Raw genomic sequence first — 22,286 nt, 5'->3', positions numbered from 1 at the left:
CTCCTTGTAAAGTTCAGAAACTTGCAGGCTTATAGCTTAAAACTTAAAGCTATATATTAATCGCGGAAGTTTTTGAACTGGAATGGTTGACCTAAATCAGCAGTACGAACAACTTGCATTGCTTCTTGTAAATCATCACGCTTTTTACCAGTTACACGTAACTCTTCACCTTGAATAGCAGCTTGTACTTTAATTTTTGAATCTTTGATTAACTTAACGATTTTCTTCGCTACGTCTTTTTCGATACCTTGCTTAAGAGCAACGTCACGCATTACGTATTTACCGCTACGCGATTCATCTTTAAGCTCAAGGCTAGATACATCTAAGCCACGCTTTGAAATTTTCGCAGCAAGAATGTCAAAAAGTTGCATTACTTGTTGCGGTGCTTCTGCTTTTAACTTGATTACTTTATCACTTAGTTCGATTGATGCATCAACACCACGAAAATCAAAGCGTGTCTCTAGTTCACGCTTTGCATTATCTACTGCATTCTGCGCTTCGTTCATTTCTACTTCAGAAACAATATCAAATGAAGGCATAGGGTTCTCCTAACATAGTCTTTTTTAAATTCATTTATGGTTGGCAATTATAACGCTTATTTGTCGATTCTTTCTATTTTTATCCGGCTTGTTCAGGTGCGATGCAAAAATTGTTTGATATACTGGCCATTCAATTTCGGCATTTTTAGGGTTTATTGTGACAAGGCGTGTTTACCAAGTTATCTTTTTAGCCAGCATTATTGGCTTTACGATTTTGTTTGCCAAAGAAATTAAAGGGGTGAGTAACCTCTTCCCACACGTAGATAAAGTGGCGCATTTTGGTATTTTCTTTGTACTGGCTTTGGTGATGGATAAAGCCTTTAAATTACCACTTATGGTGCAAATTTTACTGTTAGCCGGATATGGTGCGGCCATTGAGTTTATGCAAGATATGCTGCCTTACCGTCAAGCCTCGGTTGGTGACTTTATCGCTGACTTTATTGGTGCCATCAGCTATTTTGCTATAAAACTTGGTTTTCATTTAGGTAGAAAGCAACGTAATGGCTAATGTTTTAATTGTTGGCGATGGTGCGATTGGCTTATTGTTTAGCCATTTTTTATCTGCACAACATGACATCACATTACTGACCCGTAAGCCGACCCTGACCACACGTTTTTATCAAGCAAGTAATGGCAAATCACACCCTATCAAAGCCCATCTCATTAATCACAAAGAGCTTGGTCATACAGCGCCCTTTGATTTGGTGTTAATAACAGTAAAAGCATTTCAAGTTCAAGCGGCCTTTAAGCAAGTAAAACCTTATCTCAGTAGAACATGCCAAATCGTTATTTCTCATAATGGCATGGGTAATGTTGATGAACTTAATGCCCAGCTTTTGAATACGCAAGGATTAGCGTTTTTAACAACGCGTTTAGCTGGTTTTAAAACAACGCCTTATAGCGTAAACCATACAGGTAATGGTGAAAGTGTGCTAGGCGCATGTAATGCAACTGCAAGCGAAAGGCTCAACGAGCTTGAGCAGCAGTTTAGTTACTTGCCGCATTTTTCTGTGAGCGATGATATTCACTCATTGCGATGGCAAAAACTGTTAGTGAATATTGCCATTAACCCGTTAACAGCAATTCATAACGTAAAAAATGGCCAGCTACGTGCACCGCAATTTAACACACGCATTATTAATTTACTCAATGAGGCCTGCTTGGTTGCCAATAAACAAGGGGTTAAAGTAAAACTCAGCGAGGCGCTGGATCAAGCCTACTCTGTGATGACAGCCACCGCTGAAAACTTTTCTTCTATGCAACAAGACATCAGCCATAATCGAGAATCTGAAATTGATGCAATTTGTGGTTATGTGTGCGAGCAAGGCGCTAAGTTAGGAATAAAAACCCCCTATAATCAAGCAATGCTCAGCATGATAAAAATAAAAAGTTAAGCTACAAGGGGAAAGTTCTCGTAATGATTTCAGGTATTAAAAAAGCGCGAACATTTCGCGCTTTTATCAGTATCTCTTACGGACGATACACTTTTACGTTGCTAAAGCCTTCTTCGTGCAAGATCAGCGCTTGTAGCTGACTCATCACACCTTTAGCACAATATAAGTAATATTCTTTATCTTTTGGTAAGTCACCAAATTTAGTTGCTAAGCGGAAGAAAGGTAAATGTACAACTTCAATACCTTCAAGTTCTAGTGGGTTTGCGTCTTCTTCTTCAGGTGAGCGAATATCAACAACAACCGCCCCTTCAGGTAAATCAGATACAGACTCAGCTTCTTTCACCTCTTCTTTTGCTTCGGTGTCGATATCGCGAATATCCATCACACGTGCATTTTCAACAACTGTATTTAGCACGTCGAAGTCAAACTTAGCTTCTTCGGCAAGAATAGTTTTGATTTTAGCTTTAACCGTTGGCTTTTTAGAAATTACGCCACAGTATTCAGGCATGCTTTCTGCCATCTCTGCTGTGCCGATTTGACGCGCAATATTGATAATATCTTGCTTGTCGTGTTGGATTAACGGGCGAATGATTAAAGTTTCCGTCACACGGTCAATCACACTTAGATTAGCCAATGTTTGGCTTGATACCTGACCAATACTTTCGCCAGTCACTAGCGCTTGTACACCTAGTTTTTCTGCAACTTGGCTACCGGCACGCATCATCATACGCTTAAGCACAACACCCATTTGGCTGTTTTCAACATTCTCTAAAATCTCAGCAACAACAGGTTCAAAATCAACAGTAACAAACTTCACTTTGTGAGTAGAGCTGAACTGTTTCCAGATATAATAACTCGCCTGCTTAACACCGATTTCGTGCGCAGCACCACCTAAGTTAAAGAACAAGAAGTGAGTACGCGCACCTTTACGGATCATTTGATAGCTAGCAACACCAGAGTCAAAACCGCCCGACATAAGCGATAATACATCTTCTTGTGTTGGCAACGGGAAGCCCGCCATACCTAAGTGAGTTTGAGTAACAATGTATGCTTTATCATCACGTACTTCTAAGCGAACAGTCACTTCAGGGTGAGATAATTTAACGCGCGCACCTTCAACATGCTGGTTTAAACCACCACCTACGTAGCGCTCTACATCGCTCGATGTGAAATCATGCTTACCAGAACGTTTACAACGCACACAGAAGGTTTTGCCCGCAATCGTGTGGCCGATTAGTTCAAGTGCTTTTTGGTAAATATCGTCGATTGAGTCGAAGTCTGTTTCTGTTACTTCAATAAACTGTACGATACCTGGAATGCGTTTTAAGCCATCGATAATATCTAAGCGAACTTGCTCAGAGTCTAGCAAGCTAACAACAGAGATATTGTCCCAGTTGTTTCTTACCTGAACTTTTTCGTCAACACGACGCAAAACGATCTTAATGTTATTTTCTAATAACTTGGTAAAACGCTTACGAACAGATTTACTCTTGATCGCGATTTCAGGGTGTAATTTGACGATAAATTTAAGCATAGTTCACTCTTAGACTGTGGATTTCACACGCCCCAAGGTATAGCAACCTCAAGGGCGCGCGATTATAACAAAAATTATAGCGTCTAGGAAATAAACTGCTTTGCGGGATTATTGTTCGCTTTGCTCTGTTTCAGCAAGGGCTAAATACTTAGCTCTTAATTGGTTAACTTGCTCTAGGTGTTGCTCGGTGCAATGAGCTTTTAATAGCAGTAATACTTTTAAAATACCGTTATAAATATCAGCTCTGGCAAGTTCACCACTTAAGCGACGAGCTTTAATGTAAGGTGTCCAAAAGCTCACGGTCATTTTAAGCATATGCGCAAGTTCTGTAACATCTTCGTCTTCAATGCAAATAACACCACCTTCACGTAATGCAAACAGCACATCTTTGACTTGCTCTAAAAGCTCAGCTTGAAACGCAATATAGCCTTTTTTCAGCTCTTCATCACGAGATAAAATATCGCCTAAGTTGTCGTAGAAAAACTGAAAACGCCACATAAGTTCAAATAGCGAATCAAGATAGCCCGCTAGGTTTTCTAGTGCATCATCGTCAGGAGTCAGTGGCTTAAAGTGGGTATGTAAATGGTCGCTATACAAAGCAAATATGTGGCGAATAATATCTTCTTTATTTTTAAAGTGATAATACAAGTTACCTGGGCTTATCCCCATATGCGAAGCAATATGATTAGTTGTTATGGCACGCTCACCGTGGCGATTAAATAATTCGATGCTGGTGTGTATGATCTTGTCCTTTGTGCTCATAGCCTATTTACTCTGTTTTTTATGATTATTACGGTCCCCAGCCGAGCAGTATAAACAAATGCGCGACAATTAAATACTACCTTGAAAAATATTAACCTCAATCGGCTTAGTACCTTATATAGGTGAAGGTTCCTAATCCGATACGCGTATTTTCTAAGCTGCATAGTCGAGAAAACACTGTTAATATAGCAAGCAAATTTATAAATCGCTGAATGTTATGAACGTTACTGCAATCTATCCGGGCACTTTCGACCCACTTACAAATGGCCATACAGACTTAATTCATCGCGCGGCAAAAATGTTCGATAAAGTGATTGTTGCCATTGCGCATAATCCAAGTAAACAACCTTGCTTTACCCTTGATGAGCGTGTTGAACTTGCTAATAAGATTTTGGCGCACCTTGATAACGTGAGTGTAATTGGTTTTTCTGGCTTATTGGCTGATTTAGCTCGCGACCATAAAGCCGAAGTACTTATTCGCGGTATTCGTGCTGTGTCTGACTTTGACTATGAATTTCAGTTAGCTAATATGAATCGTCGTCTAAACCCTGATCTAGAAAGTGTATTTTTAACACCAGCAGAAAAGAATTCGTTTATATCATCAACTCTAGTTAAAGAAGTTGCACGCCACAATGGCGATGTGAGCGAGTTTGTTGACCCTATTGTAGCCAAAGCCTTACAGGATAAAATTCACGGATGAAATTAAAAAAGTTCATTAGCTTAACTGCATTACTAATGATCTCTGCGCCAAGTGTTGCTGGGCCATGGATAGAAAGCGACGACCCACTGCTTCGCGCTTCAATCGAAATGCTATTTAACCAGGGCATTATTAAACAGCCTATTAATAGCTACCCATTAATGTGGCAAGGTATCGCACGGGACCTAGACGTTGCCAATACCAGCCAACTTGATGAGCAAAGCTTATTTGCGTATCAGCATGTAAAACATGCTCTTGATAATGCAAAGCAAAAAACTAGTTCAGGTACTCACCTAAACTACAACAGCGAGCCACTGTCTCAGCAAGGGTTTGGTAAACGCCACCAGCAAGAAAGCGGTGTAAATAGTTATGGTTCAATCACAGGGAAGCGTGTTAGCGCTAAAGTCAGTGTAAATTACGCCGATGACGCCCTTGATAAGCAGCATGTTACTTACCAAGATAGCTATTTAGCCATACTCCTGGGTAATTGGTCACTTAGTGCAGAGCAAGTAAGCCATTGGTGGGGGCCAAGTAACGATAACGCCCTACTACTATCAAATAATGCGACGCCAATGAAAGGCGTTCGCTTTACTAGAGCAAATACACAATATGTAGGCCCAAGTTGGTTATCATTTATCGGTAACTGGCAGTTAACGGGTATTTACGCCAAACAAAAGCCATATCTAAATAGCTCAGATGACGGTGACTTTTGGGCGCTCCGATTTGCAAGTACGCCATTAACAGGCCTTGAAATAGCAATTAACAGTGCAGGCTCTGATTATTTAACTAACCTAGAAATTGACCCTGTTACACTCGAAAGCAATGAATCAACACACCGTTTAACTAGCTTAGAAGTTAAGTACTCAACCACTTTAGCGGCGCAACCTGTGGCATTTTATGCTGAGGTAATGGGTCGAAATGAAAGTGGCTTAGCACCGAGCGAGCCATTTTATACGCTAGGTGTTGAAAGCTATTTTGGCTCGAAAGAAAGTCTATTAAAAAGCTACTTTGAATACTCCAATACAGAGCAAACTTGTGAGCAAATTAGTGATTGCGTATATGGCTCTGGTAGCTATACACAACGCTCACGTTTAATTGGCAGCTCAACACCACAACAAAGTAAATCGGCTATCCTAGGCGCCTATTACCATACTCTAAACGGTTATGGTGGCCATGCTAAGCTTCGTTGGATTGAAAGCGAAGCAGCGCAAGCTGAGCTCGCATCGGATATGAGTCAGCTGCAGTTAGAACTCGGTTATCAACAATCTGTCTTTAATGGTCTGTGGAAAGTGACGGGGCTTATTTCAAAAGATGAAATAGGCGATGAGTCAGAAACAAACACAGCCCTTAGAACCAGTTGGGAATACCGCTTTTAACTAATTGAGGTCAAGCTGGTTCAGCTTGGCCTCGAACTTGCCTATATAGCTTCACAAGCCCTAGAAAATCTTTATTACTGAAAAGGGCGATGAGCATCATTGCATCCACAATATTGACTGTAACCGTATAAAAGCCCCATAACCACCACTCTTCTGTATTCTCAAGTATATTAATATCTATATACATACTGATAAAAAGAGAACAGTTAATTAATAAACCTAATATTACATAGAGTTTTGCAGGGTAACTATAGATCGATTTATCCTTAGTTATCAGCAGTATTGCACCAATACAAGTTAGATCTAGAACTGTCCAAACTACATAGGCAGTTGCATAACTCATCGACTCAATCTGAAAAGTAGCTGAGGTTAGTGGATCTGAGGCTAAATAAGACAAAAACATTGTTAGCGAAATCCACATTAAAGTTTTGTCACCATTGGGCACGATTGACTTACTAACCATGTTATATAGGAAAGCCATCAGAAAGCCCCACATAATAAATGTTGCTAGATAAGCACTTACATACTTGTGAAACTCAGCCAAAGCTCTTAACCTTTTCGTTTGAAAAAATTCTCCCTACTAAATGATGAAGCTTTAGAAAATCCTTATTAAAAAGCAGTACGAGAATCATAATTACATCAATGGTATTTACGCCAAATGAGTACAAGGTCCAAAGAAACCACTCTGACTTGTTTTCGTAAATAAAAATATCTATGTATATCGATAACATTAGAATTGAGTTGAGAATAAGTCCTAAAAGGATGTATGTTGTTCCGAAAAAGTTTGCTACCTTGGCACAGTACATCCAATATAAGACCACTGCTATAGTTAGTAAGTCAAAGTAAAACCAGTTCAGATAACTATAAATAGAGAGCTTAACGAAGCCACTGATGAAGTATGAAATCATCATAATAAAAGATAAAACAAGAACTCTACTATCTGTTTTATTAATATTAACCGCTAAGTTAAATAAAAAGGCCATCAAGAAGCCCCACTCGATGAAGGCCCCTAATAAGTCCCCCAAAAAAGCATCTATATACATCTTTAAATTCTATAACTGCTTTTGAAGGTGTTTTGACTTACTTGTACGTAAAAAACGATTCTTTAAGGTATTTAGACCCAAGATATCTCTATCAACTATGAGTGCGATGATCATAGTAAAATCGAGTAAGTAGACAGTGAAAGAGTAAAAATCCCATAGAAACCAAGGGTTAACATTACCAGTAATATGTAAATCATAATACATCAATAATTGAAGAATTGTATTTGAGCAAAGTACAAAAATTACATAGGTAAATGCTGGTGACTTAACACCCTTAATGAAGTAGGTACAACTAAAAATTACAGCTAAGGTAATTACATCATAGATAGCCCAACTTAGGTAAACACTTGAATTATCGAACCAAGAGAATAAATGATCACTTGTAAAGTAAGATGCAAAAACCACGAGCGATAGCATTAACAGAACATTATTTCTTTTAGCATTTGCAATCCAGAGAAAGGCATTAAAGAAAAATGCCATCATTAATCCCCATACAACCATTGCAGGAAGAGATAAACCAAAATGTTCTGTTAAATACATCTTTTACTCATAGTGTAATTAATTTGGGCGTTTATCCGGATCTAATACAATGATACCACCGCGTTGGATCTCAGCACCACCAGATAAAGCCAGCGCTTCACTTGATAAAGTTACTGTATCAGATTGCAGGGTTTTATTACTAGTAGTTTGTTCCAAAGCAGGCTTTGTTTGTTGCATTTGGCTGTAAGCTTGCATTTGCAATTGGCTATTGTTTGAAACTTGCATAAGTTAATTCCTTTAAGTTAATTGTTTTTTCAGTGTAGCTTACAATAGCTTGTAAGCTGAGTTAAGCGCTCTCATTTTTTTGACGCTTTTTTATACTTCATCGCGACGTTGCCACCGCATTGATAATAAAAGCAATTAACGATCCAACTTTTACAAAAGTTGATCATTTTGATCATAAAAGTCAGTAAATCTAAATTTCAGACATAAAAAAACGCACAGGGGTAACCGTGCGTTTTTCCTATCCAGGGAAAATTAAGCCACGTGTTTACACGGGATCACCGCGCTATTACTTGGCTTTAAAATATATTCCATTGCCACTTCATCGCAATTATCTTTACGAAGGCAAAGCTCACAATCTTTGATCACTTTTTCTGGCAAACTGTCTTTGCTACAAAAGCTGAAACCTTGGCTTGCAAAAAATTCTGGCACTCTTGTCAGAACAATTACCCGACTAAGCGCCAAGCTTTTGGCTTTTTTTAGCAAATGTTCAACAAGTTGACGTCCCTGCCCGGCAATTCGTGATTCGGGGTCCACCCCGAGCGAGCGAATTTCAGCAAGGCCGGTATCGTAAATATAAAGCGAGGCACAGCCTGCAACTTGGTTTTCAACTTCAGTGACAGCAAACTCATTAATTGAGTGAATCATGTCGCTTTTAGCTCGTGGTAGGTTTTCACCTACCGTAGCCCAATGCTGAATTAGCTTAGCAATAGACTCAACATCATTTAAGGTTGCGTCACGTACCGCTATTTGCTGTTTTTTTTGCGTATTTGATGGCACTTGTTACTTGCTCGAGAGAGGTACCACCCTGCGCTTGTCTTGCTTTAATACAGGCGTCTATTTCTAATACAGGATATACATCTGATTCGAAAATGCTATGCACTGACTTAAATTGCTCTAAACTTAAATCTTCTAAGTTATTCCCTTGTGCAATAGCCATTTGCACGAGCGTACCAACAATGTGATGACCTTCCCTAAATGGAATACCTTTAGCCACTAAATAATCAGCAAGTTCAGTCGCATTTGAGTGACCACCTTTTGCAGCTGCTAATGTTTTATCTGCATTAACTTTAATGCCTTTGATACACGCTTGCGCCATATGAATACATGCCAGCCAAGTTGGCATCGCATCAAATAAGCCCTCTTTGTCCTCTTGCATATCTTTATTGTAAGCAAGCGGCAGGGCTTTTAATGTCATCATCATGGCACTGAATGCGCCAAAAACGCGGCCCGTTTTACCACGAATTAACTCTAGTGCGTCTGGGTTTTTCTTTTGCGGCATTAGTGAAGAGCCTGATGTTACCCCATCAGAAAGCTCAATAAAGCCCGCTTCACCCGAGTTATAGAAAATTAAATCTTCAGCCATGCGCGATAAGTGGATCATCGAAATCGATGCACAGCTTAATAGCTCAACCACAAAATCACGATCTGATACAGCATCAAGGCTATTGCGTGTGGCACCGGTAAAGCCTAACCCTTCGGCAAGCATTTGCCTATCAATTGGGTACGCAGTACCGGCTAATGCACCGCTACCAAGTGGGCAATAGTTCATACGGTTTTTGGCATCGCTTAAACGGCTCTCATCACGCTCAAGCATTTCAACATAAGCCATACACCAATGACTAAATAACACAGGTTGTGCACGCTGTAAGTGTGTGTAACCCGGTAAAATAGTGCCAAGCTCACGCTCAGCTAAGGCAATAAACTCACCTTTCAGCTCTGCGATTGCTTCAAGAATATGCTCAGCTGTATCACGACACCATAAACGGAAATCTGTTGCTACTTGGTCATTACGGCTACGACCAGTGTGTAACTTTTTAGCAAGGTCACCCACTTTATCAATCAGTGCTGATTCAACATAAGAATGAATATCTTCATGCCCTGCTACAGCCACTGCTTGTGGGTTCGCTTTAACCTCATCTAACAGCTTATTAAGTGCCGCAACTAAGTCATCGTATTCTTGCTGATTTAAAACGTTTACTTGTTTTAACGCTCCAGCCCATGCAACTGAACCAATAATGTCTTGCTCTGCAAGTTGATAATCAAAAGGAAGTGAATCGTTGAATTGTTTAAACGCTTCATCTGGACCCGTAGAAAAACGTCCGCCCCATAGTGCCATTGAACTGTCTCCAAATTCGGCTATTGCCCTGCAATGCAGGGCAATAATTAAATTACTTTTTCGTTAGTGCTGAGATTCTGCTTGAAAGCGAGAATAAACGAATGAAGCCTTCTGCATGAGATTGGTCATATACATCATCTTCGCCGAAGGTTGCGAAATCTTCGCTGTATAAGCTATTCGGTGATTTTTTCTGTACCGCAGTGACTTGGCCTTTATAAAGCTTAAGCACTACTTCACCCGTTGCTAACTCAGACAGTGATTCAGCACCTGCAAGAATCGAGTCTTTTAATGGTGTAAACCAACGACCATCATAGACTAAATGAGAGAACTCACCACCAAGCACTTCTTTCCATTTACGGCTTGATTTATCTAGCACTAACTCGTCAATCGCTTGAAGAGCAGCCATGATCACAGTGCCTCCTGGTGTTTCATAACAGCCACGCGACTTCATACCCACTAAACGGTTTTCTACGATATCAACACGACCCACACCATGCGGCGCAGCAATGTCATTTAATTTAACTAAGCAGTCATATGGTTTTAATGACTCACCGTTAACAGCAACCACTTCACCTTCAACAACGTTTAATGTTACATATTCTGCTTCATTAGGTGCTTGCTCAGGCGAGTTAGTCCACGTCCATACTTGATCACTTGGTTGGCACCATGGATCTTCAAGCTCACCACCTTCGTGAGAAATGTGCCAAGCATTAGCATCACGGCTATAAATTTTTGTAGCTGACGCAGAACACGGAATATTACGCTCAGCTAAGTAATCAAGTAATGATTCACGGCTTGATAAGTCCCACTCACGCCACGGTGCAATCACTTTTAGATCAGGTGCAAGGGCTGCGAAACATGACTCAAAACGCACCTGATCGTTACCTTTACCAGTACAACCATGTGAAAGCGCATCAGCGCCTACTTTACGGGCAATTTCAACCTGCGCTTTAGCAATGATTGGACGCGCCATAGACGTACCTAGTAAATAAGTGCCTTCGTAAATAGAACCCGTTTTTAAAGTTGGGTAAATATAATCACTGACCATTTCGTCTTTTAAGTCTACGATATGGCATTCCGACGCACCTGAAGCAATGGCTTTTTCTTCAACGCCTTCAAGCTCCTCTGCGCCTTGGCCTACATCAGCAACAAACGCGATTACTTCACAGCCGTAGTTTTCTTTTAACCATGGCACGATTGCCGATGTATCAAGACCACCAGAATAGGCTAATACGACTTTTTTAATTGAACTCATTGGTGTTCCTTAAACAAAATTTGGATTTAATAATGTGACAAGTAGAGCGTTTTGCGCGTGCATACGATTCTCTGCTTGTTGAATAATTTTTGATGCTGGACCATCCATTACCTCAGAGGTAATTTCAAACTCACGATGCGCTGGCTGACAGTGAAGTACAGTCTGCGCACCGGTTTTCTCTAATAGGGCTTGGTTAAGCTGATAAGGCATATATTTAGCTTTTACCTGCTCAAGCGGTGTTTTATCACCCATTGAAACCCAGGTATCAGCATAGACTGCATTTGCGCCAACTGCCGCCTCAATTCTGTCACTCACCATAACAGACGCGCCATTCATTGCTGCAATTTGCTCTGCTTGCTTGAGAATTTGCGAATCTGGCGAACTGCCTTTAGGACAAACTGCAACAAAATCAGTGCCTAAATTGGCTGCTAATAACATTAGAGAGTGTGTGACGTTGTTACCTTCACCTAAGTAAGCAAGCTTTAGTTTGCTAACATCGCCATGCACTTCTTGCAGCGTTAAAAAGTCAGCAAGTGCTTGGCATGGGTGATATAAATCACATAGGCTATTAACAACAGGCACCGATGAATATTCAGCAAGTGTGGTCAGTGTTTTGTGCGCATTCACGCGAGCAACAATGCCATCAGCCCAAGTTGAGATATTAAGAGCAAAATCTTTAACCGATTCACGAGCGCCCATGGCACCATTTTGTGAATCTAAATAAACTGCGTGACCACCCAGTTTATTAATACCAATATCAAATGATAAACGAGTACGTAAACTTGGCTTTTCAAACAAGGTAACCACTGATTTGCCCGCTAATGCTTGGCTGAAGTCTGTTGGGTTTGCTTTAATTTTTTGCGCTAAGTTTAGTAATTTAAGTGCGCCTTTTTGGTCTAATTCAAGACCATTTAAGAAATTTTTTAACATGAAATACCTATGGTGTAATTTTCGTTCCTACATGCTCGCCTTTTAATAAAGCGACTAAGTTCTCTGGCTTCAGCCAGCTTGAGATATACACACCACGTCGTAAATGTTGGGCAGCAAGAAGGCTGGTCTTTACTTTGACCTCCATCCCGCCCTGAATAACTCCTTCAAGGATAAGTGTTTCGATTTGCTGCGTATTAAGTTGATGTAGTGGCTGCTTATTGGCATCAAGCACAGCCTCTACATCTGTCATAAAAATAAGTTCTGCATTAAGCTCTTTAGCGATAGCCGCTGCAGCTTCATCTGCATTGACGTTGTACCATTGGCCATCTTCCCCAAAACCAATAGAGCTCACTAGAGGTAAACGACCTTGTTCAAGCATGCTAGGTAGCACGCTGTCACAACTACCTGAGCACTGACCTACTTGCGCCAATACTTTAAGTTTTTCAGATACCAGTACACCCGCTTCATAAAGGCTTAAACCAACAGGTTTGTGGCCAGCGCTGATTGCTTGGCTCATCAATTGTTTATTGGCACAACCGGCAAGAGCACCAACAATATATGGCATTTGCTCATTTGGGCTGATACGTAAACCTTGATGTTTTGCAGTTACAAAGCCGGCGTCTTTAAGCCAAGCATCAACCAAGGCACCACCACCATGAACAATAACAAAGTTATCTTGTTCAGAGGCTAAAACATCAAAAAGCGCTTTTGCGGCATCTGCGCTATTTAACACAGCACCACCGACTTTAATGATCCAAGTTTTCATTACAGCGCTCCTACCAAACCAGTGTGGTGAGGTTCACCCATGGCTAAATTAATACACTGTAATGCTTGCCCTGCTGCGCCTTTTAGAAGGTTATCAATCGCTGACATAACGATGAGTTGCTCACCTTTTTGCTGCCATGCAATATCAACAAATGGTTGTTTAGCGACGCCTTTAATGCTTGGAATTTTATTGCCAAGTAAACGAATTAACGGCTCGTTAGCTAACACTTGATACGCCGCGCTCACTTGCTCTACTGTTACGCCTGGTTTTAATTGCACATAAATAGTTTCTAAGATTCCGCGAGGGAAATTACCTAAATGTGGGGTGAATAACACAGGGTGACCAAGGTGCTGCTCAATCTCAGGTGTGTGTCTGTGGTTAAACAAGCCATAAGGAGCAAGTGACACTTCGCAAAAGTGCGTGTTAACACTGGCTTTTCTGCCAGCGCCTGTAACACCTGACACCGCATTAACAATAATGGCTTGATCAGCTAATAGCCCTGCTTCTTTAAGTGGTTTTAAAGAATTAAGAGCCGCTGTTGGGTAACAACCCGCTACAGCTACAAGGCTCGCTTTACTAATCGCATCGCTATTCCATTCGGCTAAACCATACGCTGCTTGCTCTAAAAGCGCAGGGTGTTCATGTGCGAAACCGTAATAAGTCAGGTAATCCTCATTCCCAGCTAAACGGAAACCACCAGATAAGTCGAATACTTTTTTACCCATGGCTAAAAATTGGGGAGCAAGATCAACACTGACCTTGTGATCAGTACACAGGCATACATAGTCAGCATTGCTTTCGATATCTTGGAAAGCCTCAGCTGTTAGAGGTTGTAGTGGATACTCTAACAATCCAAGGTGCTCAGGGTATAAATCGCTTAATAATTTGCCTTTATCTAAACTCCCTTCAGACACATAACATGCTTGTAGGGTCAGTTTGGGGTGCTTAGCAACTAAACTTGCTAGCTCTGCGCCGCTATAACCACTTGCGCCAATAATCACTACATTCATTGCTTACTTTTACCTATTAAATCTGTTTATCGATACGCCTAAAATTACTCGCTCAATTGCGAATAAAAACACTGTCTAAAGTAATCAAATCAGGTTATCGTCGTTTCGTGTTCATCGTACAGCTTTACTAATATTTATGCTCAAAAAGTGAATTGATATTCATCATAAATACTTTTATATTGTTATGCAATTAGATTGAATAATTATTTTTGGATTTTTTTATGTCGCTACCCTCTTTTATATCTATGTATCAGCAGCTAATTGCTGCCCCTTCAATTAGTGCGATTGAAGATTCTTTATGCATGAGCAATAAAGGAGTAATTACCTTGCTCGCAGACTGGTGCGAAAGCCTGGGTTTTACATGTGAAATCACAGAGCTTGAAAACGGCAAAGGCCGTTACAACTTATTAGCGAAACGCGGTAAAGGAGATGGCGGTTTAATGCTTGCAGGTCATACTGATACTGTGCCATTTGATGATAGCCGCTGGAACTACGATCCATTTAAACTCAGCGAGCATGACAATAAACTTTATGGCTTAGGTAGTATTGATATGAAAGGCTTTTTTGCCTTTGTACTACAGGCTATCAGCGAGCTTGATGAAACTAAGCAAACAGAGCCACTTTTAATCCTAGCCACAGCCGATGAAGAAACCACAATGGCGGGGGCACAACAAATTTGCCGCCACCCAGACTTAAAACCAGCGCGCTGCATCATTGGTGAGCCAACTGATATGACACCGGTATTTACTCATAAAGGCCATATGAGTACAGCCATTAGAGTAATTGGTCGCTCAGGCCATAGTTCCGATCCTGAACGTGGTTTAAACGCCATCGAAGTCATGCATAAAATGATTACAAAATTGTTAATCATCAAAGAAGAATTAAAGAATAAATATTCAGTTGAGCACTTTGAAATTCCGTACCCTACTTTGAACCTTGGTCATATTCATGGTGGCGATAATGCCAACCGCATTTGTGGTTGTTGTGAAATGCACATTGATATGCGGCCTTTACCTGGTTTAAGTGTGCAAGAACTACAAGCGATTTTGCTAACAGCCGCAGAAGAGATTAATGCCCAATACCCAAATGCTGTAAGTGTTATCGACATGCATGAACCTATCCCTGCGTTTAGCGGCAGCACGGATACAGCATTAGTAAAGCTGGCCGAAAAAGTCTCGGGTCAACCTGCTGTCGCTGTAAACTATTGTACAGAAGCCCCTTTCATTCAACAGCTTGGCTGCGAAACCATTGTCATGGGACCGGGCTCAATTAACCAAGCCCACCAGCCAGATGAGTTTTTGGCGATGGAAAAAATTAAACCTTCGCAAGCGATTATCAGTGACATGATTAAAGCAAGCTGCTTTAGTGAATAAGGAGCATCACGCTCCCTTTGTTAATCCATATACTTACTTAAATATTTTTTAAATACCGGGTCGGTTTTCGCCAGCTCTTTTTGCTCCGCTAAAATATCTTTTAGAATTGCTTTAGAGGTTAACGGGTTGGCTAATACAACACGAAAAACCACGGTGGGCTGATGGTCATATTTTGCAGGTGTTAAACGTGTACGCGATACAAAAGAGCGACCCGCTTCACGCTGACGCTTTTGCATGCTTGCAGTAAAGCGATTCAACGAAGCGTAAATATCTAATTTCGTTTCTTTGTCTGCATCTTTCAGTTTCGCTTGGATTTCTTTTGGTACGTAACGATAGGTTAATAGGCAAAGCTCAGGCTCTGAGATTAACTCAAAGTCTTCATCCTGCTTGATCATGTCGGCAAAAGTGCGCGCTTTCACGATACTGCGATCAATTAGCATCTCGTAGCCTTTACGGCCAATAACACGTAAGCAAGCATGCACTAACATTGCCATACCTGGGCGGCTGCCCTCAAGGGTATGACTGCCTAAATCTTTTGAGCCTTTACGAAGAATATATTCCGCATGATGCTCAATAGCATCCGTCGCTGCAGGGTCTTTAAATAACACCAGACCCGCTCCCATTGGCACATACATTTGTTTGTGAGCATCAATGGTAATTGAATCAGCGCGTTCGATACCGCTTAAAAGGTGGCGGTAATTTGAAGAAAGTAAGGTTGCACCGCCCCATGCAGCGTCGACATGAAAATGACAGCCAAGTTCTTCGCTCAAATCAGCCATTTCATTTAGTGGATCGATACTACCTGTTTCAGTCGTCCCTGCAACACCCACAAGTGCCATTACCTTAATGCCAGCCGCTTCAAGCTCATGAGCCTTTTTACGCATCGCATCGACATCGACTTTATTATTTTCGCCGGTTGCAATTGCGACAATGTTATCGCGACCAATACCTAGTAGATCAACGGTTTTACCTAATGAGTAATGGCCTCGCTCAGAAACAAGCACAGCTAAGCCTTTGTAACCATAGTGCAGCATTCCAGCGATTAATCCCTGTGCAGCAATGCCTTTATAGTCACCATCGGCTTTTAATAAACGGTTGCGGGCAATCCATAGCGCAGTAATGTTAGCGACAGTGCCACCTGAACAAAATGCGCCTAATGACGTTTTCGCACTGTGCATCCATTTACTATAAAAGCTGTCGTCTTCACCATAAGCAAGGTGATGCATCATGCCCAAAACTTGTCTTTCAAGTGGTGTGAATGCTTTTGAAGTTTCAATTTTTACTAGGTTTTGGTTTAGACCGACCATTAATTTAGAAAGCGGTAACACAAAATGCGGTAACGCTGAGGTCATGTGACCAATAAAGCTTGGTGCAGCAGTGTGCACTGAATGAGCAACCAACTGCTCCATAATATCTTGAGCATAATCAGAAACAAAGGTTGGCTCTTCTGGGATAGTGGCCGTTTGAAAGTCTTTTTCAATTTCGTGCAAAGGCTTTTCAATTGCAGCTATATTCTCATTTAAGAACCCAGCTAAGTTGCTAGAAATTTCAGATTCGATTTTACTTAATGTCGAGTCTGGTGCTTCTGGCACCGTAAAAATACGAATCAAGCTTTCTTTAGAGGCGACGGCACAACGCTTTTGATCCATCCTAATACCCATAATTAGCAGCTAAAAATGCACCTGATGATGGGACATCTTGGTGAACACTTTTGCGGCACTGTTGCTACGAAATTGGCTAACTTTACTGGAATATCACGAAAATGTCTCGCATAAAGCTAAAAAGGCATAATTTCGATGACAAAAAAATGATTTATTGATGAAATTTGCGGTCAATTTATACTATCAGAGAAGTATTTTTTAAGTATAATCAAACGATAACCGCAAAGGGAACGTTTATGCCCAAAGGAATGCAAAAAACTAGCTGGCTGCTATATGGTTTCGCCGTTTTTTTTATTAGTTTATTTGGCTATATCTATTATACCTATGAAACCACACGTAGTGAGATCATGGCAAATATCGATAGCAAATTGCTAAATGCCGCGGTCAGTGTCAAGCATATCCTAGGTGATGACTACCATAATACAGTCAATGCTGGTCTACCTATTTCCAGCTCTACCTACAAAGAAAAGAGTCTTGCCCTTTCAGAGTACGCAAAGCAAATGCAACTTGCTTATGTGTATGCAATGGTCCTTCGCGATGACAAAGTCTACTTTAGCGCCTCAAGTTACACTCAAAAAGATCAAAACACTGGTCGTGTCACACAGTTTTTAGATGCCTACCCCGAAGCGACAGAACTTAACAAAGAAGCCTTTTATTCGACCGAACCCGTTTTTGAAATATCGCAGGATCAATGGGGGTATTTTAAAAGTATCTTTGTTACTTTTGTCGATGATAATGGCCAAACTTATATAACTGGCGCAGACATTACTATAAGTGACTTAAACCAGCAGCTTCAGCAAAGCGTTACAAGGGCGATGGTTACCAGTAGCTTTTTCTTCTTTATTGCATTACTTATAGCAGGATTATATTTCTTACAGCTTAAACGCTCCCTCTCAACAGATGCCCGCACTGGCTTCGCTAATCATGTTGCCCTTGAATATCACATAAAGAAAACGACCAAACACCGTATGGAATTGGCGATTATCATCATCAACGAGCTTGAAGACATCAGCAGTTTTTATGGCAGTGAAGTGAGTGATAAAGTGATGGCTAACATACTTAGGTATTTTCAATCACGTATACCTCGTGATGGCGGTATTTACCGCTTAACAACCAATAAAATCGCATTATTACGTACTCATACTGATGAGCATAATATCGACGAAGTAATAAACGCTTTTAACAATGCGATCCCAGCACTGAAAGAACCGTTTATTTATGTCAGCTTATCCGCAGGTGTCGCTACAGGTAATAAATTATTACTGATAGAAAACGCCCACATAGCACTTCAGCAGGCCAAACTAAACAACCAGCGTTTAATACGCTATGAAAATGTTTTTAAACAAGTTGAAGAACAATTTAAAAGTAACGTTTTCCTTGCTAAAGAAGTCAAAGAAGCCTTCGATAACAATCGCATAGTGCCTTATTTTCAAGCAATTTATAACAACCAAAGTAAGGCCGTAGATCATTATCAATGCCTTGCCAGAATGGTAAGTTCAACTGGTCGTATTCACGCACCTGATTACTTTATGATGGTACTAAAGCGCTCACGCATGGATGGCCCCTTGAGACGTACTATATTTACTCGTTGTATTGAGCAATTTAGGAAAACCAATGTACGCTGGAGTATCAACATTACCGCACAGGATATCCTTGACCCAAGCTTGAGCGAGTTTTTTGAATTACAGCTAAGGCGTTATCCGCAACCCCATAATATTATCTTTCAATTCCATGAACGCGATGCGATTGCTTACTTTGGTGAAATAAAAACCTTTATTAGCACTTTAAAGAATAAAGGTGCTCAGGTTTTTATTAATGAATTTGGCGCAGGCTTTTCAAACTTGCCTCACATTAGGAAGCTTGAGATCGATGGCTTGAAATTAGATAAAGGGTTGGTAAGCCAAATTCATACTAATAAAGATAACTATCTGTTTATTGAAAACTTGGTGAAATACGCTCAGCAACTCAAATTAGATGTAATCGCTGAGCAAGTTGATAACGAACAAATAGCAGACGCGCTTGCTCGTGCAGGTGTTACTTTAATGCAAGGGAGTCATTTTGCACCGCCAACTCCCTATATTCATTAAAGGTTGATCACCAAGCGGTGGCTTTGTTGACCACTGGCCCAGTACTTTCGTTCGAATGGGGTAATGGCAATATCACTCTCATACAGCTCAACATCGCACTCATGCCCAGCAAGCTCTAATGAGCGGGCAAATTCCTTAACGTATATATCCCAATTGCTTCTGAGCTCTAAGCGACCGCCTAATTTAACGATAAACGGAAATATAGCAGCGCCATGCCATCGTCTTTGCAAGTGCTTGGCTTTTGGCCAAGGATTTGGATACAGCAGATAGTGATGGCTTGGTTGCCAGTTTGCAGCCACCGCCAAGCGCCAGAAATCGTTTAAATCAGCTTGCACTAAAATGTACTGCCCCGCATCTGTTTGCTTGTATTCAATATCATGCTTATCTAGACGATGTGATGATTTATCAATGCCAATCACTAACGCATCTGGGTGGCGCTTTGCTAAGTTTGCGGTGCTTTCACCCACACCACAACAGGAATCAAGAATAATAGGCCCTGCAAACGCTTGCACCTTTTCGTTTACCTGATCAAAAGCCGCTTGCGTATGCTCTGCAATCGGCTTTTTAAATTCAGCACTTAAGTGCTTTAAAACAATTTCGTCTAGCTTTTCATGTAAGCCAGGTTGATTCGATACAATACTTCTCGAATTTGCATCCGTCATTAGTGTCTAAGCCCCACACCACGTTTAATAAGGGTTAATGCTAAGATAAATAACCCCACAATAAATAAACCAAGTACACCAAATGCTACCGATAAGTCGACATCAGACACACCTAAGAAGCCATATCTAAATGCATTCACCATATAAATAATTGGGTTTACTTGCGATACGCCTTGCCAAAATTCTGGCAACAAGGTGATAGAGTAAAACACTCCACCGAGATAAGTTAGCGGCGTTAAAATAAAGGTTGGGATAATACTAATATCATCAAAGCTATTAGCATAAATAGCATTGATAAGTCCGCCTAATGCAAACACAGCCGACGTTAAAATAACCGTAGCCATAATCACAAAAATATTATGAATTTGAATATCAACAAATAGCAAAGAGACACAGGTAACAATTAAACCAACCAGCATGCCTCGTGTCATACCACCGCCCATGTAGCCAAGTACAATGATGTAGTTTGGCACTGGTGCAACTAAGAGCTCTTCAATGCTTTTTTGAAATTTAGTCGAATAAAAACTCGAGGCAACATTCGAGTAAGAGTTGGTGATCACCGACATCATAATCAGACCTGGGACAATAAACTCCATATAACTAAAGCCACCCATATCACCGATACGAGAACCAATCAGATTACCAAAAATCACAAAATACAGGCTCATCGTGATTGCCGGCGGAACTAAGGTTTGCACCCAAATACGTAAAAAGCGAATACACTCTTTGATCCAAATACTTTTTAGCGCTACTCCATATCTAAACATTATTCGCCTCGCCCTTGTTCTAATAAGCCTACAAACAACTCTTCTAATCGGTTTGCTTTATTTCGCATACTCAGCACAGTATTACCTTGTTCAGTCAGCGCACTAAATACTTGGTTTAAGCCCTGAGACTTCGCCACTTCAACTTCTAAAGTGTGGTCGTCAGTCAGTGTGTATTTGTAACCGTCGATGCTAATTGGCTGCACAGGTTGCTTTAAATCCAGTACAAAGGTTTCTTTATCAAGCTTGGCAAGTAACGCTTTAATCGTGGTGTTTTCAACAATCACACCGCTGTCGATAATCGCGATGTTTTTACATAACAGCTCAGCCTCTTCAAGGTAATGGGTAGTCAAGATGATGGTCACACCTTGCTTATTTATCTCGCGAAGAAAATCCCACATAGAGCGGCGCAACTCAATATCAACACCCGCTGTTGGTTCATCTAAAATGAGTAATTTAGGTTCATGCATCAGTGCACGAGCAATCATTAAGCGGCGTTTCATACCACCTGAAAGGGTGCGCGCTTGTTTATCTTTTTTCTCAAATAAACCAAGCTGCTTTAAGTATTTTTCAGCGCGCTCATGCGCCAGCTTTCTTGGTACACCGTAATAGCCCGCTTGGTTCACCAAAATTTGATTTAGTGTTTCAAACTGACTGAAATTAAATTCTTGCGGTACTAAGCCAAGTTCTGACTTAGCTGCTTCAAGGTCTGTATCAATGTCGTGACCAAATACCTGTACTCGACCGGCACTTTTATTCACTAACGATGAGATAACACCAATAGTGGTTGATTTACCTGCCCCGTTTGGTCCAAGTAAGGCAAAGAAGTCGCCTTGCTGAACTTGTAAATCAATGCCTTTTACGGCTTCAACACCATTTTTATAAACCTTTTTTAGGCCTTCAATATTTAATGCGATCGTTTTTTCGCTCACTGTTTGCCCTCTCCATAACCCCAACGTTTCGTCAAAGTATGTTCAATGTTTAAATGATCTAAAATTCGCGCCACCATAAAATCAACCAAATCGGAAATCTGCTCTGGTTGATGATAAAAGCCCGGTGCCGCAGGCATAATAGTTACGCCTAGTCGTGCTAGCTTCAGCATGTTTTCAAGGTGGATTTCGCTAAATGGCGTTTCACGCGGGACTAAAATCAGCTGCCCACGCTCTTTAATGACCACGTCAGCGGCGCGCTCGAGTAAGTTATCTGATGCCCCGACCGCAATTGCAGATACTGAACCTGCACTACACGGGCATACCACCATTTTTTTCGGCGCAGCAGAGCCAGATGCAACAGGGCTAAACCAGTTGTCTTTACCAAATACTTTAAGTTGCTCAGGAGCGGCATTAAAAAGTGTACTCAGTTGCTCTGTCGCTTTGTCTTCATTACCCGAAAGTTTGATATTCGATTCTGTATCAAAGACCACTCTTGCCGCACTTGAAATCAATACATACACCTGAAACTGCTGTTCAAGTAATACTTCTAATAACCTTAAGCCATAAGGAGCCCCAGAGGCACCACTAAAAGCTAACGTTATTTTATCTTTAAATTGCAT

Annotated in this window: 21 protein-coding genes and 1 pseudogene; 6 read left to right on the top strand and 16 right to left on the bottom strand. The window is 40.9% G+C overall.

Going from position 1 to position 22,286, the window contains the following annotated elements:
* Positions 1-56: 56 nt before the first annotated feature.
* The gene (locus CWB80_RS06500) at positions 57-539 is read right to left on the bottom strand and encodes a YajQ family cyclic di-GMP-binding protein (protein ID WP_054551104.1); all 483 of its coding nucleotides are present in this window, start codon (positions 537-539) and stop codon (positions 57-59) included.
* A gap of 157 nt (positions 540-696) precedes the next feature.
* Between CWB80_RS06500 and CWB80_RS06495 the strand changes: the two genes are divergently transcribed.
* Both CWB80_RS06495 and CWB80_RS06490 read left to right on the top strand, forming a co-directional pair.
* Positions 697-1,047 carry a VanZ family protein gene (locus CWB80_RS06495; protein WP_054551103.1) on the top strand — a complete coding sequence of 117 codons (351 nt, stop codon included), beginning with the start codon at positions 697-699 and terminating at the stop codon, positions 1,045-1,047.
* Positions 1,040-1,933 (top strand): ketopantoate reductase family protein, encoded by an 894-nt coding sequence (locus CWB80_RS06490; RefSeq protein ID WP_138599674.1) that lies wholly within the window; start codon positions 1,040-1,042, stop codon positions 1,931-1,933. The genes CWB80_RS06495 and CWB80_RS06490 overlap by 8 nt, the downstream gene beginning before the upstream one ends.
* A 76-nt stretch (positions 1,934-2,009) precedes the next feature.
* On the opposite strand, the gene thiI is transcribed toward CWB80_RS06490, so the two are convergent.
* Positions 2,010-3,467 (bottom strand): tRNA uracil 4-sulfurtransferase ThiI, encoded by a 1,458-nt coding sequence (thiI, locus tag CWB80_RS06485; protein ID WP_054551101.1) that lies wholly within the window; start codon positions 3,465-3,467, stop codon positions 2,010-2,012.
* A gap of 108 nt (positions 3,468-3,575) precedes the next feature.
* Positions 3,576-4,229 (bottom strand): TetR/AcrR family transcriptional regulator, encoded by a 654-nt coding sequence (locus CWB80_RS06480; protein ID WP_054560933.1) that lies wholly within the window; start codon positions 4,227-4,229, stop codon positions 3,576-3,578.
* Between the two features lie 217 nt (positions 4,230-4,446).
* On the opposite strand from CWB80_RS06480, the gene coaD reads away from it, so the two are divergent.
* Both coaD and CWB80_RS06470 read left to right on the top strand, forming a co-directional pair.
* Positions 4,447-4,929 (top strand): pantetheine-phosphate adenylyltransferase, encoded by a 483-nt coding sequence (gene coaD, locus CWB80_RS06475; RefSeq protein ID WP_054551099.1) that lies wholly within the window; start codon positions 4,447-4,449, stop codon positions 4,927-4,929.
* Entirely contained in the window at positions 4,926-6,302 is a 1,377-nt protein-coding gene (locus tag CWB80_RS06470; RefSeq protein ID WP_138599673.1) for a capsule assembly Wzi family protein, read from the top strand. Before coaD ends, CWB80_RS06470 begins: the two co-directional genes overlap by 4 nt.
* A gap of 10 nt (positions 6,303-6,312) precedes the next feature.
* On the opposite strand, the gene CWB80_RS06465 is transcribed toward CWB80_RS06470, so the two are convergent.
* The 8 genes and pseudogenes from CWB80_RS06465 to argC all read right to left on the bottom strand — a co-directional run bounded on the left by CWB80_RS06465 (position 6,313) and on the right by argC (position 14,187).
* Positions 6,313-6,846 (bottom strand): hypothetical protein, encoded by a 534-nt coding sequence (locus tag CWB80_RS06465; protein ID WP_138599672.1) that lies wholly within the window; start codon positions 6,844-6,846, stop codon positions 6,313-6,315.
* A gap of 508 nt (positions 6,847-7,354) precedes the next feature.
* Positions 7,355-7,885: a hypothetical protein gene (locus CWB80_RS06455; protein WP_138599670.1), complete on the bottom strand. Its 531-nt coding sequence runs from the start codon at positions 7,883-7,885 to the stop codon at positions 7,355-7,357.
* Positions 7,886-7,903: 18 nt separating this feature from the next.
* Positions 7,904-8,110, bottom strand: a complete 207-nt coding sequence (locus CWB80_RS06450; protein WP_138599669.1) for a hypothetical protein — start codon at positions 8,108-8,110, stop codon at positions 7,904-7,906.
* A 252-nt stretch (positions 8,111-8,362) separates the two neighbouring features.
* Positions 8,363-10,226, bottom strand: a pseudogene (gene argH / locus CWB80_RS06445) (argininosuccinate lyase).
* Between the two features lie 52 nt (positions 10,227-10,278).
* Positions 10,279-11,481, bottom strand: coding sequence for an argininosuccinate synthase (locus CWB80_RS06440; RefSeq protein ID WP_138599668.1), 1,203 nt, complete (start codon positions 11,479-11,481; stop codon positions 10,279-10,281).
* A gap of 9 nt (positions 11,482-11,490) precedes the next feature.
* Positions 11,491-12,411: an ornithine carbamoyltransferase gene (locus CWB80_RS06435; protein WP_054551090.1), complete on the bottom strand. Its 921-nt coding sequence runs from the start codon at positions 12,409-12,411 to the stop codon at positions 11,491-11,493.
* Between the two features lie 7 nt (positions 12,412-12,418).
* A complete protein-coding gene (gene argB / locus CWB80_RS06430) occupies positions 12,419-13,177 on the bottom strand; it encodes an acetylglutamate kinase (protein ID WP_138599667.1) in 759 nt (252 codons plus the stop codon).
* The gene (gene argC / locus CWB80_RS06425) at positions 13,177-14,187 is read right to left on the bottom strand and encodes an N-acetyl-gamma-glutamyl-phosphate reductase (protein WP_138599666.1); all 1,011 of its coding nucleotides are present in this window, start codon (positions 14,185-14,187) and stop codon (positions 13,177-13,179) included. The genes argB and argC overlap by 1 nt, the downstream gene beginning before the upstream one ends.
* A gap of 221 nt (positions 14,188-14,408) precedes the next feature.
* On the opposite strand from argC, the gene argE reads away from it, so the two are divergent.
* Positions 14,409-15,560 (top strand): acetylornithine deacetylase, encoded by a 1,152-nt coding sequence (gene argE / locus CWB80_RS06420; protein ID WP_138599665.1) that lies wholly within the window; start codon positions 14,409-14,411, stop codon positions 15,558-15,560.
* A 20-nt stretch (positions 15,561-15,580) separates the two neighbouring features.
* Here argE and panP read toward each other — a convergent pair whose 3' ends face one another.
* Positions 15,581-17,209 carry a pyridoxal-dependent aspartate 1-decarboxylase PanP gene (panP, locus tag CWB80_RS06415; protein WP_138599664.1) on the bottom strand — a complete coding sequence of 543 codons (1,629 nt, stop codon included), beginning with the start codon at positions 17,207-17,209 and terminating at the stop codon, positions 15,581-15,583.
* Between the two features lie 248 nt (positions 17,210-17,457).
* On the opposite strand from panP, the gene CWB80_RS06410 reads away from it, so the two are divergent.
* Positions 17,458-19,308 carry an EAL domain-containing protein gene (locus CWB80_RS06410; protein WP_138599663.1) on the top strand — a complete coding sequence of 617 codons (1,851 nt, stop codon included), beginning with the start codon at positions 17,458-17,460 and terminating at the stop codon, positions 19,306-19,308.
* Here CWB80_RS06410 and trmB read toward each other — a convergent pair.
* The 4 genes from trmB to CWB80_RS06390 are packed head-to-tail and all read right to left on the bottom strand — an operon-like array spanning position 19,305 to position 22,286.
* The gene (gene trmB, locus CWB80_RS06405; protein WP_138599662.1) at positions 19,305-19,970 is read right to left on the bottom strand and encodes a tRNA (guanine(46)-N(7))-methyltransferase TrmB; all 666 of its coding nucleotides are present in this window, start codon (positions 19,968-19,970) and stop codon (positions 19,305-19,307) included. The genes CWB80_RS06410 and trmB overlap by 4 nt on opposite strands.
* Positions 19,970-20,737: an ABC transporter permease gene (locus tag CWB80_RS06400; RefSeq protein WP_138599661.1), complete on the bottom strand. Its 768-nt coding sequence runs from the start codon at positions 20,735-20,737 to the stop codon at positions 19,970-19,972. Before CWB80_RS06400 ends, trmB begins: the two co-directional genes overlap by 1 nt.
* Complete coding sequence (locus CWB80_RS06395; RefSeq protein WP_063703115.1) at positions 20,737-21,666, bottom strand: ABC transporter ATP-binding protein; 930 nt, start codon at positions 21,664-21,666, stop codon at positions 20,737-20,739. Before CWB80_RS06395 ends, CWB80_RS06400 begins: the two co-directional genes overlap by 1 nt.
* Positions 21,663-22,286 carry a flavin prenyltransferase UbiX gene (locus CWB80_RS06390; RefSeq protein ID WP_054551081.1) on the bottom strand — a complete coding sequence of 208 codons (624 nt, stop codon included), beginning with the start codon at positions 22,284-22,286 and terminating at the stop codon, positions 21,663-21,665. Before CWB80_RS06390 ends, CWB80_RS06395 begins: the two co-directional genes overlap by 4 nt.

The sequence above is a fragment of the Pseudoalteromonas sp. S1650 genome, from assembly GCF_005887195.1.
GTDB lineage: Bacteria > Pseudomonadota > Gammaproteobacteria > Enterobacterales > Alteromonadaceae > Pseudoalteromonas > Pseudoalteromonas simplex.
The sequence above is the reverse complement of the archived record's forward strand: the minus strand, read 5'-3'. Positions and strand labels throughout refer to the sequence as shown.